This window comes from Fusibacter ferrireducens, from assembly GCF_015352425.1.
In the GTDB taxonomy this organism is placed as follows: domain Bacteria; phylum Bacillota; class Clostridia; order Peptostreptococcales; family Acidaminobacteraceae; genus Fusibacter_A; species Fusibacter_A ferrireducens.
In genome coordinates, this window is record NZ_JADKNH010000009.1 from 136,953 (window position 1) to 150,609 (window position 13,657).

Consider the following 13,657-nt stretch of genomic DNA (forward strand, 5'->3'; position numbering starts at 1 on the left):
CGTTCGCCTCTATTTTGTGGTATTTTTAAAAATCTTGTGCACTTTTAATGCGGTTTGAATCGCATAGCGATCCTCTTCTTTATCAATGCTCATCCCTATAATATCTTGAATTCTACTCAGTCTATACAAAATTGTATTGTAATGTGTAAATAATGTCTCAGACATTTTCTTTAAGTTGCCATTGCATTCAAAATAAACTTCAAGTGTTTTTACAAGTTCTGTATCTTTTCTCAAATCATATACCACAAGTTCTTCTAAAGTATCCTTATAGAAAATCTCCAACTCACTTTTGAGACTTGTTTGAGATAAAATTTTATAAATACCCATTTCCTCAAAGTAGACCACATCTTCGTCTATATAGCGTACTGCGGCTTCAAGTGCTTTAGAAGCATCTTCCAAACTTTTATGAACATTTATGATGCCTTTATAAATCCGTCCAACACCTACTTTGGTCTGATATTTTTTCATCTTTGACTTTAATATTTCATAAATATACTTCGTGTAACGCTTAACGACCTGTATGGTTTCGCCCTCTTTAAACATGATCAGAATATAGATGTGATCGCTTTTATTCAAGATCATGTAAGCTCTCCCCATATCCTTGCAGATCAATTCAACTAAATAGGCCGCCTTTAAATACTTCTCAGTTTCATCAGCGGTATTCTTACTGAGGACATCAATATCCAAAATAATGAAATTGGCATTTTCGGAAAATCTAAAGTTGGCCGCACGTTCTACCGCTTTATTGCGTCTGACTTCATCAAATGAGATCAAATCATCAAAAAATTCAATTTTATACTTGTTTTCAACTTCCTGTACGGAAATTTTCTTTAAAAACTCAAGTGCAATAATATTGGAAGCTGTTTCAAGCCCCAATTTATCATAGTTTGAAATAACACGCTCTTTGCCATAGGTTACAATATGTCCATGAACTTGATTTTTAACGAAAATTGGAATGATCAATCTTTCAATTTCTTGCTCTTTATAGACAATTTTATCCCAAATCACTTTTGGACTTTTCCCATCCAATTGTATGCCTTCAATATTCTCATATAAAATTGCATAGTCATTTTCAAATGTAGACTTAAGAAAATAGGTATCTTCAAAATAATAATCTCTCACGAAAACAGGAGAAGTAATTGTCTTCTGAATACTTTTCAAGATGTCTTCAATATTGCCTCCACTCACCACTACATTCATGGTATCCTTGTGTAAATTCTCCACACGCTGAAGTACACTCGTTTGCTTTTTAAACATCAAGTTGTAGACCACAGAAAATATTTCAGTGAATGAAACATGATAATCCAAGTCAATCACAGGCAACTCAAGTTTATTACAAACCTCCACAACTGCTCTTGGCAGCGCCTCAATATAAGGCGTGATTTTGACAAAGACTGCACTCACATTTTTGGCAGCAATTTCAGTAAACAATTCAATTTGTTCACTCGATGCCATCTTCTCAAAAATTTGGCCTGTAATCAAAATAATTTGCCCATCTTGTTCAATCCAACTCAAGATTTCTCTATCTAGCATCACATTGACGGATGTTACCGGTTTGTATTGTGGATCAATAGATGTGATCATTTTAGAAGTTCTAAAGAGTTCAAGTGCAAGCACTTCATTCAAAAGCACTGTTGATTCGTTATTCAAGAACATCCCCCCAATTTAGAAGTTTTTAATAATATAATTATATCAAAACCCGACTTTTATGCAACCTACAGTTTTTTCGTTGTATTATTTTCACAATTAGAATCCTCTAAATAGATGGCAAATCTACAAGTTGAATCGCCTTTGAGAACGGATTCTAAAAGCTCAACACGTAATGGCCTGTCGAGAATAACTTCATATGGAAATTTCGCAAAGCCGCCACTGCAATAACACCAATTTTCAGATATTGCTTCACCACTCAAAATGGATTCACGGGCAAATGGACAGTGACAAGCATAATACCGTTTTAAAAGTGAGTCCTCTGTCTCTAAATATTTTTCAGGATTGTAAGGAATTTTAGTTGAATACAGGATGTTACCCTCACGAACTGCTGACATAATCTCCTGATTCTTCGCAGCAAAATCCACGACTTCTTGAGTGATTTTTTGCTCATACCACACCTTGTTTTCATCACAATGCTCTTGAAGCTCTTCAATTTTTCGTTTTTGTAGATCTGCAAGATATAAATCCATATTATCAAAGGATTCATAGATCTCCTTTTCTTTTAGATAGGCTGTCTTTGAAATACCGTGATTGTTGCCAGCTAAAACTTCCTGTACGGTTTTGATGGGCAGCTGATTTTCAAGGGCATTCATTAACTTCCCCGTATAGCTAGGGTAAGCTTTAGGTTCAGATCCAATTCTAGGTTTCTGAACAGATCCCATAATTTGATGCGCCATGTAAGGGCCTGCTCTGTCAATCAAACGGTCATTGATATGCTCTATAACACCAATACCTCCCAGCAATGACGTGAAGTATATATAGATCTCATTGTGGCCTTCGATGTAGAAATATCTTGCCATTGCCAATAAATCCTCTGGTGTGCTTATTTCAAGCGATACCATAGAATCGATATACACACGTATCGCATCGAGCTTGGCAGTTTCAAAAGACATCTTTTTAGATGTCAAATAGGTTTCAAGAGCTTTTACTGCATCTACAGCCAAATCCGTATCCGTCTCACTTATGCCTCGTTTTGAATAGTATGCTCTCAATTTTTTCTCATGCATTTAATGACCTCCTCACTTTAATTGCCCGTTTATTTTTATTACTGCTATTGTTACGCCTTTATCCATGTTTTTTTATGATCCTTATGCGTTATCGATTCGTGCTCAGTATGGTTTTGTCATCGTTTATATATACTCATATCATAAACTTTATTGAAACTAATTTCAATAAAGCCTCATAATTGTGCCTTACACCTTCGATTGCTTGGAAGCATTGGTGTTGTTTAAGTTGAATTTTTCCATTTCTAGATTTTGAAAGGTAACGGATGCTTTACAGATGGTCTATAACTAAAAAAACGCTGTAAACGAATTTGAAATGCGTTTACAGCGTCATTATTAAATGATATATATTTTTACTTTAAGGCAATATGGCTTAGTAATTTCCTTGAGCCATCATAGCTTCAGCAACTTTAGCGAAACCTGCAATATTCGCACCAGCCACTAAGTTGTAACCAAAGCCATAAGTTTCAGCAGCATCCACACAGTTTTTGTGGATGTTTGTCATAATTTGATCTAATTTAGCATCAACTTCTGCTTCTGTCCATGATAATCTCATTGAGTTTTGGCTCATTTCAAGTGCTGAAGTCGCTACACCACCTGCATTAGCAGCTTTAGCCGGTCCAACAGTTACACCTTTTTCTAATAAATAGTCAACCGCTTCGTTTGTACATGGCATATTAGATGCTTCGCAAAGGAATTTAACGCCGTTCGCTACGATTTGCTCTGCATGCTCTAATCTGATTTCATTTTGTGTTGCACATGGAATCACGATGTCTGCTTTTACGCCCCAAGGTCTTTCACCTGGGAAGAATTTAGAACCTGCGAATTTATCTGCATACGGTGCCACGATATCTTTTCCGCTTGATCTAAGCTCTAACAAGTACTCGATTTTTTCACCAGCGATACCCGCTTCATCTAAGATGTATCCATCTGGACCTGAAATAGTGATGACTTTGCCACCTAATTCAGTCACTTTAGTCGCTGTACCCCAAGTAACGTTACCAAATCCTGATAATGCAACTGTTTTGCCTTCGAAAGTTTCACCTTTAGCTTTTAACATTTCTCTTGTAAAGTAAGTCACACCGAAACCAGTTGCCTCTGGTCTGATCAATGATCCACCATAAGATAATCCCTTACCTGTTAAAACGCCATTTTCGAAAACGCCTTTGATTCTTCTGTATTGACCATATAGGAATCCGATTTCTCTTCCGCCTACACCGATATCCCCAGCTGGAACGTCTACGTCTGGTCCAATATGTCTATATAATTCAGTCATGAAGCTTTGGCAAAATCTCATAATTTCAGCATCAGATTTACCATTTGGATCGAAGTCCGAACCACCTTTACCGCCACCGATTGGTAGACCCGTTAAAGAGTTTTTCAAAATTTGCTCAAAACCTAAGAATTTAATGATCCCGATGTATACCGATTTATGGAATCTCAAACCACCTTTGTAAGGTCCAATTGCACCGTTGAATTGAACTCTAAAGCCTCTATTCACATGGAGTTTACCTGCATCGTCAACCCAAGGCACTCTGAAAGTGATTTGTCTTTCAGGCTCTGCAAATCTTGCTAAAAGATTCGCTTCAATATACTCAGGATGTTTTGCTAAAACGGGTTCTAAAGATTTGAAAACCTCTTCTACTGCTTGTAAAAATTCTGGTTCGTTGGCATTTCTAGCCTTAACTTGTTCAAATACCTCTTCAATATACTTCATTTCAAACATCTCCTTTAAAATGATTTGAGGATTTCCCTCGTGGTTGTTATCAACCAAATTTTTCTTGCCCTTAAAGTTTGTTAAAATTTTGTTAATCGTCCTAACGAGTAAATTTTAACATATCCCTCTGATAGTGTAAACTAAAATTAAACATAAAACTATAAATTTTTTGCAACAGTTATGAATTTTTCTGTATAATTTCGGGGATCGAAATACCGCCCTGCGGGACAAAATTTCACCTAGAAATTAACACTGAATTTCAATCCTAATTTCACATTTATTCTATACCATGAAATGCATTTTGCAGGCGGATTTATCTTTCGTTATTAATAATGATTATCAATATACTTTGATGTTTTTTGCTATTTTTTCTATTTTTTTTGTTGTTCAATGGTTTTTTTGAGTATTATAATGATGACATGACTTGAACATTAAGTTAAATATAATGAGGAGGTACTTCCAATGTATGTAATCAATGATTCATGTATTTCTTGTGGCGCTTGTGAACCAGAATGCCCAGTAAACGCAATTTCTGCTGGTGATAGCATTTACGTTATTAGCGCAGAATGTATAGATTGTGGTGCATGTGCAAATGTTTGCCCAGTTGATGCACCTCAAGCTGAGTAATATCGACTCAATAAAATCGATAGTGATCTACTAAAAAGAGACCTGTCCTATCACATTTGTGATGAACAGGTCTTTTTATTAAAACAACAAGATTTGAGCCAAAATCTGTGCTGAGGGATGTTCAACCTCAAACAGCATCAGCGAAAATCGTTTTGTGACATCGGAGATGGCTCAAATGCTATTCTTAGTCTATTGAAGATTTATTGAGATCATATTTATCCGTATGATATTGAACAATTTTACTTAAAAATTTCAAGACGGTCTTCTCTTCATTTATGGTGATATCATTTAAGACAAACTCCATTTCTGAAAGTTGTGCACTTAGTATCGCCTGATAAATATGCGCTCCTGACTCAGTCAGTTCTATCCACTTTTCACGCTTATCTTGCTCACCTTGTCTCTTTTCAACAAGTTTCATGCGCCCAAGTTTTTTAATGGAAATATTGATCAAATTGCGATCCAGTTCCAAGGTTTTAACAACAGCGTTAATTTGAATTATGCTTGATTCACCCACTGTTTTAATCAGAAGTATATCCAATAAGCTGAGCCTATGAATCAGTTTGGATGGATAAAACCCTTTTTTATCTTGAGACATAATCTTAATAAGCATCCGATCCATCATATGCGAAATTTCTCTTGTATAATTTGCCATATATCATCCTTTGGACCAAGCTCCAATCTAAACAGTCTTAGAGCTTTACAGTCTATTATCTCTTAACGATAACAGCTTCACCCATACCGCCACCGATACAGAGTGTTGCCAATCCATATTTAGCATCTTGTTTTAACATTTCATGGATCAAAGTAACAAAGATTCTATTGCCAGAAGCACCGATTGGATGTCCTATTGCAATAGCACCACCATTTACATTTACTTTATTTGTATCCAAACCAAGCTCTTGAACCACTGCCAATGCTTGTGCTGCAAAAGCTTCATTCGCTTCAATCACATCTAAGTCGGCAACAGTTAAATTCGCTTTTTTAAGTGCCTTTTGAGTCGCTGGAATTGGTCCAACACCCATAATAGAAGGATCTACTCCTGCTGAGGCATGAGACACGATTGTACAAAGCGGCTTAAGGCCGAGTTCGTCTGCTTTTTCTTTGCTCATGACAATTACAGCGGATGCACCATCATTGATACCAGAAGCATTTCCAGCTGTAACTGTACCACCATCTTTTTTGAAAGCTGGTCTCAGTTTAGCTAATTTTTCTAGTGATGTCTCCTTGATGTACTCGTCTTGATCAAAACAAATTGGATCACCTTTTCTCTGAGGAATCATTACAGGAATGATCTCATCCTTGAATTTTCCATTTGCTCTTGCTGCCGCTGCTCTTTTTTGAGAAGTAAAAGCAAATTCATCTTGCGCTTCTCTCGTAATGCCCCATTTTTCAGCAACATTTTCTGCAGTAACACCCATGTGATAATTGTTGAATGCATCCCACAAGCCGTCATTCACCATGACGTCGCAAGTTTCGCCATTGCCCATACGTTGTCCCCAACGCGTGTTTTTAAGTGCATATGGTGCCATACTCATGTTCTCAGTACCACCTGCAACGACAATATCATTATCGCCTGCAATAATCGATTGAACTGCCATTGAGACTGTTTTAAGCCCAGAACCACAGATCATATTTACAGTTGTACATGGCACTTCCACCGGATAACCATTTTTTATCCAAGCTTGTCTTGCAATGCCCTGTCCGTGACTTGATTGTAATACTGATCCAAGGAGTACTTCATCTACTTTTGATGGCTCAAGTCCAACTTTCTCTAGAGCACCCTTGATCACTACTGCACCCAAATCTGCTGGATGGACATTTTTAAGAGCTCCTCCAAAGGAACCCACTGCTGTTCTAACAGCACTCACAATTACAATTTCTTTCATGTTTTAAACCTCCCTATTTTTTGTGTGACAATCCCTAGAATCATTCTACCAAAAAAAAGAGACAAGGTCATCCTTGTCCCATTACTTTTTCAGCATTTTTTTCAATTTATTTTTTTAATAATCCATTTGTAAACATATTGGCAAGAAAATGCATATGCCATCACAAAAAATTCTAAGTAAACGCCCTGCTTTTAAAATTATTCTTTTAAGATTATTCTTTTAAAAAATAGGATAGCGTCAGTAAATTATCAATTAGATGAACGTTTTCAACAATGATGTCTTCTCGTACTTTTAAGTCAATTGGAGCAAAGTTCCAAATCGCTTTAATATTTGTCTTTTGAATTCGATCTGCAACATCTTGAGCACCATCTCTGTTGGTACAAATATAGACGATTTCTACATTGTTATCATTGACAAAAGTTTCAAAACTGTCCATGTCTATTACTTTAACGTCATTGATCGTAAGTCCTATGATCTTGGGGTTGATATCAAACATCCCCTTCAGATTAAAGCCTAGACGATCAAAGCTTGAATAGTTGGCAAGAGCCTGCCCTAAATTCCCCGCACCGACAATAACCGTATTGTAATTTCTAGTAAGCCCTAAAATTTTTCCGATTTCATTATAGAGATCTTCTACATTGTAGCCATAGCCCTGTTGTCCAAATCCACCGAAGTTGTTTAAATCCTGTCTGATCTGAGAAGCTGTAAAGCCTATAATTTTACTCAGCTCCTTAGAGGAAATTCTCTTAATGTCATTGTCCAATAATTCTTTTAAATAACGGTGATATTTAGGTAAGCGCCTGATAACCGCTAAGGAAATATTTCTGTCCTTCATTTCTCACACCCCTTAAACTGAGTTTCTTATTTTTTAAACTTGCAATTATTAGATAATATTTTCCAACAAAAGCACTTCGTTTCCGTTACGGAAATTATACCATCTAATGAAAAACAATGTCAAATAAATAACAAGGAATTTATATCTTTATTTAAATAAGGTATAATACAGTTGTCAATAAATTTGGAAAGGAAAAAAAATGATTGCATTATCGTGCACAAACATTACAAAATATTATGGTATAGACTGCATTTTAGATGAAATTTCTTTTACTGTCAATACTGGAGACAAAATTGGACTCATTGGCATCAATGGTGCTGGCAAAACAACTCTGATGAAAATTCTCATGGGTGTGACGTCAAAAGACAGTGGTGAAATCTTCATTGCTAAAGACACTACCGTCGGTTATCTTGAACAAAATACGGCGATAGATTTAGATATCTCTGCATTTGATTACTGCGAAGAAGTTTTTAGTGATATATTTGAAATAGAAAACAAGATGAGATCATTGGAACAGCGCTTAGCACAATCCGATGAATCTTCATCTAAACTATATTTGGATGAATACGCCAAACTTCAGGAAGCTTTTGATCACGCCAATGGTTATGCCATTTCGAGTAAGATCCGTGGCATCCTCAACGGACTAGGTTTTGAAGAAGCGGATCACAAAAAATCAATTAGTCAGTTGAGCGGTGGTCAAAAATCAAGGGTTGGCGTTGCAAGACTCCTCTTAAAACAACCTGATATTCTATTACTTGATGAACCCACAAATCACTTGGATATTGATGCTATTAAATGGCTTGAGGGCTATCTCAAAGAATACAATGGCACCATTATCCTCATTTCGCATGATCGTTATTTTTTAGATCAAGTTATCACAAAAGTTTATGAGATTGAAGCACATGAGCTGACGACATACACCGGTAACTATAGCCAGTTTATCAAGCAGAAAAATGCAATTTATGAGGCTTCTCTCTCTCATTATGAACAACAGCAAAAGGAACTTAAAAAGCAAGAAGAACTTATCCGTAAATTCAAGGACAGAGGTACTGAAAAACTTGCAAAGCGTGCAAAATCAAGGGAAAAGAGACTTGACCATGTTGAACTTCTCAATAAGCCCACACTCTTTAAAGAACACTTTAAAATCGATTTAAAAGCTGGCGTAAAAAGTGGCAAGGATGTGTTACGAGTCAAAAATCTTTCTAAGTCATATGGCCCTAAAAAGATATTTAGCGACCTTTCTTTTGAAATCTACAGAGGTGAAAAAATTGGTCTCATTGGCCCTAATGGCGTCGGCAAAACCACCTTGTTTAAAGTGCTCCTGGAAGAGACCGCCAAAGATCAGGGCGATATTCTATACGGTCACCAGATAGAACCCGGTTATTATGATCAAGAGCTTAAAAATTTAACATTGGAGCACACCATTTTAGAAGAGATTCACGATGAAAATCCTGAACTCTCATTGACTGAAGTTCGAAGTCTTTTAGGTGCTTTTCTCTTTAAAGGTGATGACTATGAGAAAAGGGTTCACCAGCTCAGCGGTGGCGAAAAAAGTCGTGTATCCCTGTTGAAGCTCATGCTTTCAACTTCGAATTTTCTCTATTTGGATGAACCGACTAACCACTTGGATATTCTCGCTAAGGAAACTTTAGAAGAAGCCCTTTTAAATTATGATGGTACCATCTTGACGATCTCCCATGACCGCTATTTCCTCAATAAAATTTGTACTAAAATTTTTGAATTGACCGATTCAGGGATTCATGTCTTCTGGGGCAATTATGACTACTATGTTCAAAAAACTGTTGAAGACGAACAACAAAACGTGTCCGATTCTATAGAACCCGAACTGACTAAGACCAAACAAAAAGAATTGCAAAAGAAAGAAAAAGAAAAACGTCAACAAATTAAAGCGCATAAAAATGCCATTCAAAATACAGAAGATCAAATCCATGCACTTGAAGAAAAACTGCACGATCTGCAAATGGCTCTTTGCGAAGAAGCTGTTTTTTCAGTTCCTGAGAAAGCCATGTCCGTTCAAAAGGAAATCCATCAAATTGAAACTGAAATCGAACAGAGCTATATTGAACTTGAATCATTATTGGAAAAATTATAAACCGTCCAAGCGTCCTAGGTAAATATAACTAAATTTGATATGGACAAATGCAAATTTTTCTTTATAATAAAAATTGAATACACGTGGCATTATTTATGATAATGTTTATATGTTGTTAGAGATATTCATCATTCATGTTAGTACGCAATTTTAGGAGGTTACTATGTTTAAAAAAATAAAATCGATTATTATTGAGCAATTGAGCGTTATTGATCCAAGTGAAATTAAGCCCGACACAACATTTGAAAGTATGGATATTGATTCCATTGATGCTGTTGAAATCATCATGGCTATTGAAGATGAATTTGAAGTGGAAATTCCAGATGAGGTTGCTGAGTCTTTTACATCTATAAATGACATTATCACTTATTTAAGTGGTGAAGGTCTCGAATAGTATAAAAGGACTCGGATCGTATAGATTGCATTTAATAAACATCTAATAATAGCACTGTTCTCAATCAAATTGGCCAGAGTATCCCTATAAGGGACTTCTGATGGATTTGATTTTGAATGAGTGCTTTTTTTAATTTCATGCTCAAGAATTCAAAATTATTAGATAATTTTTGGTTAACTTCATCTATGTTATGTAAACCGTTTCTTTTTTTTATTTTTTCCATTATACGGTTATTTTCCAATTAAACTCAAATGTTATGCACATATAGTACTTGTTATCCACAGTTTTCCACATTTTTACCCACACCCTATGCGTTTTAGAATACTTAAAATCACTATTAGTCCACACTGTCCACAGTTTTATCCACAATTGTATTAAAATCAAAACATAATCTCTCGAACGCATAATCGATTTACATAATATTATGTTCTGCAGTTTGAGCTCAAATTTAACGCAAAAAAGTAAATGGGACTAAAGTCCCATTTTAGTGCCTATTCTTAAATTTGGAATTGCATTTACAGACATGTCTCCAAGGTAGCCTGCTCTGAAATTATAATAACCTGCACAACCAATCATAGCAGCATTATCTGTGCAAAGTGCCAAAGGTGGATAATAAAAACCAACCCCTTTTTCATTACATTTTATACTCAATGTTTCTCTTAAAGCGGTGTTCGCTGCAACACCACCTGCTAGAACCATCTTTTTGTGCCCTGATTGTTCAATTGCATCCATTGCTTTATGGCATAGAATATGAACAACCGCTTCTTGAAAACTCGCACATACATCGGGTATGTTAATTTCTATTTTTTTCATTTTGCAGCTATTGATATAATTTAAAACGGCTGATTTGAGACCACTAAAACTGAAATCCAAGTTTTCTTGGTCCAACATTGCCTTGGGAAAATCAATCGCATATGGATTACCTGATTTTGCAATTTGATCGATGAGAGGTCCCCCTGGGTATCCAAGTCCAAGTGTTCTCGCCACTTTATCGAATGCCTCACCAGCAGCGTCATCTCTCGTCTTCCCAATGACTTCAAAGGTGGTATAGTCCTTGACCTCCACAAGATGCGTATGTCCTCCCGAAACCACTAAACATACAAAAGGGGGTTCAAGTTCTGGATGGGCAATATAATTTGCTGCAATATGACCCTCAATATGGTTGACGGGAACAAAGGGTATTTCCAGTGCATATGCCAGAGCTTTTGCACTGGATAGACCAACGAGAAGCGCGCCAACAAGTCCGGGACCATATGTCACAGCAATGTGGTCCACCTCTTCAAACCCAATACCTGCTGTTTTTAAACTGTCGTCAATAATCCAAGAGATCTTCTCAAGATGATTTCTTGAAGCCACTTCAGGCACTACGCCACCAAAGGCTTTGTGAATTTCAATCTGTGTGTATATCTCATTTGCAAGTATTGTTCTGCCAGCTGATAATATCGCACAAGAAGTTTCGTCGCAACTCGTTTCAATTGCAAGTGTTATCAGTCGCTTATTCATAATTAAACTCCTTCCACATAATCAACGCATCTTCATTGGTATCTTGATAGTAACCTTTGCGTATGCCCAAGCTTTTAAAGCCATATTTTTCGTACAGATTGATGGCAACCTTATTTGTCGTTCTAACTTCGAGTGTCATGCTTGCAAACTTATTCTCCACAGCAAACTCAAAGAGTTTCTCCATGAGCCTACTGGAAAAGCCCATGCCTCTCTTATCAGGTGCTATGGCCACGTTGGTCACATGGAGTTCATCCACAACAGTCCACATGCCAGCATAACCAATAATTTCTTCATTAAGAGTCACAACAAAATAAACCGCCAATTGATTTTGATTCACCTCATTGAAAAAGGCATCTTTAGACCAAGGTGATTTGAACGAAAGTGTTTCGATCTCATAGACGCTTTCCACATCATCCAGTGTCATGCGCCTGACTTCTAGGATATCTGAATTTATAGATTTAATATTATTAAAACGCATTGGACCGCCTCGCATTCAAATCCCTTTCGGCCTGAGATTTCCTCATATAATTTGCTTTCACATCGTGATACGTTAAATGTGCTCTATCCGTTCCAATTAAAAAGCCTAGATGAGATGCTTTAGGAATGTTTTCATTTTCATCCGCCAGTTGTACATTCATTTCAGGATGATTTTGCATGTGACTATCAATAATTTCTTTATAGATTTCAGTCGCATCCCCCACAAGTAAAATGGGTTTCTTCGGATATGATTGCATCAGTCTTTCAAGCAATTCACTTAGGGCTTCCACATCTTCCCTATGTTTTATAAACTGCCCCTCTTGCCACTCCATTTCTCCAAAATACACTTCACCTCTCTTGGCATCAATAATTGGCACGATGATCCCATTATAGTACTTAAAAGGCGCTGCAAGCATCGTCAAGCTCGTTTCAGTTATAAGTGGGATATTATAAGGCTGAGCAAATGCTTTAACCGTGCTGAGCCCAATACGAACTCCTGTGAACGATCCTGGTCCTTCACATGCAATGATCAGATCCAAATCTCTAATTTTGAGATGAAGCATTTCCAAAATGGACTCAACCAGTGGCATCAATTTTTGAGAATGCGTATTGGGCGTATTGAGTAAAAATTCGCCAATAAGTGTCTTGTGATCAAATAGGGCAACACTGGCTGCACTGGATGCCGTATCTACAATCATTGTTTTCATAAAGTCTGATCCTTTCTTTCTAAACGGTTCTCTATTTTATCGAGATGCTCTTTTAATTTAAAAATAAAGGGCTCACTGCCTTCCACTTTAATATCTCTTGTCCCCTCTAAATTCAGTAAAATGGTCATCCAAATCGCTCGATCAGGAATCAATTCATCGACTAAATTTGCCCATTCCACTATGCAAATACCCCTGCCATACAGGTATTCTTCAAATCCTATTTCATACATTTCATCGGGTTCAGATATTCTGTAAACATCAAAGTGGTATATGGGAACCATGCCTTCATAGGCATTCATAATGTTAAAGGTTGGGCTTGTCACATATTCTTCAACCCCTAAAGAGCGGCATAGAAATTGTGTAAATGTGGTCTTCCCTGCGCCCAAATCTCCTTGAAGACAGAGGATGTCTCCACGTCCCAACGTCTCCGAAAATGCCTTTGCTATTTTTTCCGTTTCTTCTATATGATCTATATTAAGCTCTAATTGCATGCACGCACGTCCTCCTTGCTTCATTTATTTTATACCAATTGAGGGGCTTTTACAAGAATTCTGGCAAGAGGCAACATGAGTCCATACATATACTTTATACAGAGAGGGAAACACAGAAATACTTATTCCAGTCCCCACCATGTCGTTATACGCAGAGAGGGCAATGCCTAAAGTCTTATGAAGGTCGCTCCGC

The 13,657-nt window shown here is 36.8% G+C and carries 13 protein-coding genes; 3 read left to right on the top strand and 10 right to left on the bottom strand.

The features are described from left to right. Positions 1-9: 9 nt before the first annotated feature. The 3 genes from ISU02_RS15305 to gdhA form a co-directional block, all read right to left on the bottom strand. Positions 10-1,650, bottom strand: coding sequence for a helix-turn-helix domain-containing protein (locus ISU02_RS15305; RefSeq protein ID WP_194702710.1), 1,641 nt, complete (start codon positions 1,648-1,650; stop codon positions 10-12). A gap of 65 nt (positions 1,651-1,715) precedes the next feature. Beyond that, complete coding sequence (locus ISU02_RS15310) at positions 1,716-2,717, bottom strand: hypothetical protein (protein ID WP_194702711.1); 1,002 nt, start codon at positions 2,715-2,717, stop codon at positions 1,716-1,718. A gap of 370 nt (positions 2,718-3,087) precedes the next feature. After that, positions 3,088-4,431, bottom strand: coding sequence for an NADP-specific glutamate dehydrogenase (gene gdhA, locus ISU02_RS15315; protein WP_194702712.1), 1,344 nt, complete (start codon positions 4,429-4,431; stop codon positions 3,088-3,090). Positions 4,432-4,893: 462 nt separating this feature from the next. On the opposite strand from gdhA, the gene ISU02_RS15320 reads away from it, so the two are divergent. Beyond that, positions 4,894-5,058: a DUF362 domain-containing protein gene (locus tag ISU02_RS15320; RefSeq protein WP_194702713.1), complete on the top strand. Its 165-nt coding sequence runs from the start codon at positions 4,894-4,896 to the stop codon at positions 5,056-5,058. A 184-nt stretch (positions 5,059-5,242) separates the two neighbouring features. Here ISU02_RS15320 and ISU02_RS15325 read toward each other — a convergent pair whose 3' ends face one another. The 3 genes from ISU02_RS15325 to ISU02_RS15335 all read right to left on the bottom strand — a co-directional run bounded on the left by ISU02_RS15325 (position 5,243) and on the right by ISU02_RS15335 (position 7,779). Next, on the bottom strand, positions 5,243-5,710 hold the full coding sequence (locus ISU02_RS15325) for a MarR family winged helix-turn-helix transcriptional regulator (RefSeq protein WP_194702714.1): 468 nt from the start codon (positions 5,708-5,710) through the stop codon (positions 5,243-5,245). A 55-nt stretch (positions 5,711-5,765) separates the two neighbouring features. Beyond that, complete coding sequence (locus tag ISU02_RS15330) at positions 5,766-6,944, bottom strand: acetyl-CoA C-acetyltransferase (RefSeq protein ID WP_194702715.1); 1,179 nt, start codon at positions 6,942-6,944, stop codon at positions 5,766-5,768. Positions 6,945-7,155: 211 nt separating this feature from the next. Then, positions 7,156-7,779, bottom strand: coding sequence for a redox-sensing transcriptional repressor Rex (locus ISU02_RS15335; protein WP_194702716.1), 624 nt, complete (start codon positions 7,777-7,779; stop codon positions 7,156-7,158). 199 nt (positions 7,780-7,978) lie between these two features. Between ISU02_RS15335 and abc-f the strand changes: the two genes are divergently transcribed. Continuing rightward, positions 7,979-9,892 carry a ribosomal protection-like ABC-F family protein gene (gene abc-f / locus ISU02_RS15340; RefSeq protein WP_194702717.1) on the top strand — a complete coding sequence of 638 codons (1,914 nt, stop codon included), beginning with the start codon at positions 7,979-7,981 and terminating at the stop codon, positions 9,890-9,892. Positions 9,893-10,055: 163 nt separating this feature from the next. Further along, positions 10,056-10,286, top strand: a complete 231-nt coding sequence (locus ISU02_RS15345; RefSeq protein ID WP_194702718.1) for an acyl carrier protein — start codon at positions 10,056-10,058, stop codon at positions 10,284-10,286. Between the two features lie 471 nt (positions 10,287-10,757). On the opposite strand, the gene tsaD is transcribed toward ISU02_RS15345, so the two are convergent. From tsaD to tsaE, 4 genes are read right to left on the bottom strand one after another with little or no spacing between them, the layout of a single operon-like run. Beyond that, positions 10,758-11,789 carry a tRNA (adenosine(37)-N6)-threonylcarbamoyltransferase complex transferase subunit TsaD gene (gene tsaD / locus ISU02_RS15350; protein ID WP_194702719.1) on the bottom strand — a complete coding sequence of 344 codons (1,032 nt, stop codon included), beginning with the start codon at positions 11,787-11,789 and terminating at the stop codon, positions 10,758-10,760. Further along, positions 11,782-12,267 (bottom strand): ribosomal protein S18-alanine N-acetyltransferase, encoded by a 486-nt coding sequence (gene rimI, locus ISU02_RS15355; RefSeq protein ID WP_194702720.1) that lies wholly within the window; start codon positions 12,265-12,267, stop codon positions 11,782-11,784. The genes tsaD and rimI overlap by 8 nt, the downstream gene beginning before the upstream one ends. After that, a complete protein-coding gene (gene tsaB / locus ISU02_RS15360) occupies positions 12,257-12,973 on the bottom strand; it encodes a tRNA (adenosine(37)-N6)-threonylcarbamoyltransferase complex dimerization subunit type 1 TsaB (protein WP_194702721.1) in 717 nt (238 codons plus the stop codon). Before tsaB ends, rimI begins: the two co-directional genes overlap by 11 nt. After that, on the bottom strand, positions 12,970-13,464 hold the full coding sequence (gene tsaE / locus ISU02_RS15365) for a tRNA (adenosine(37)-N6)-threonylcarbamoyltransferase complex ATPase subunit type 1 TsaE (protein ID WP_194702722.1): 495 nt from the start codon (positions 13,462-13,464) through the stop codon (positions 12,970-12,972). The genes tsaB and tsaE overlap by 4 nt, the downstream gene beginning before the upstream one ends. Between the last annotated feature and the right edge of the window lie 193 nt (positions 13,465-13,657).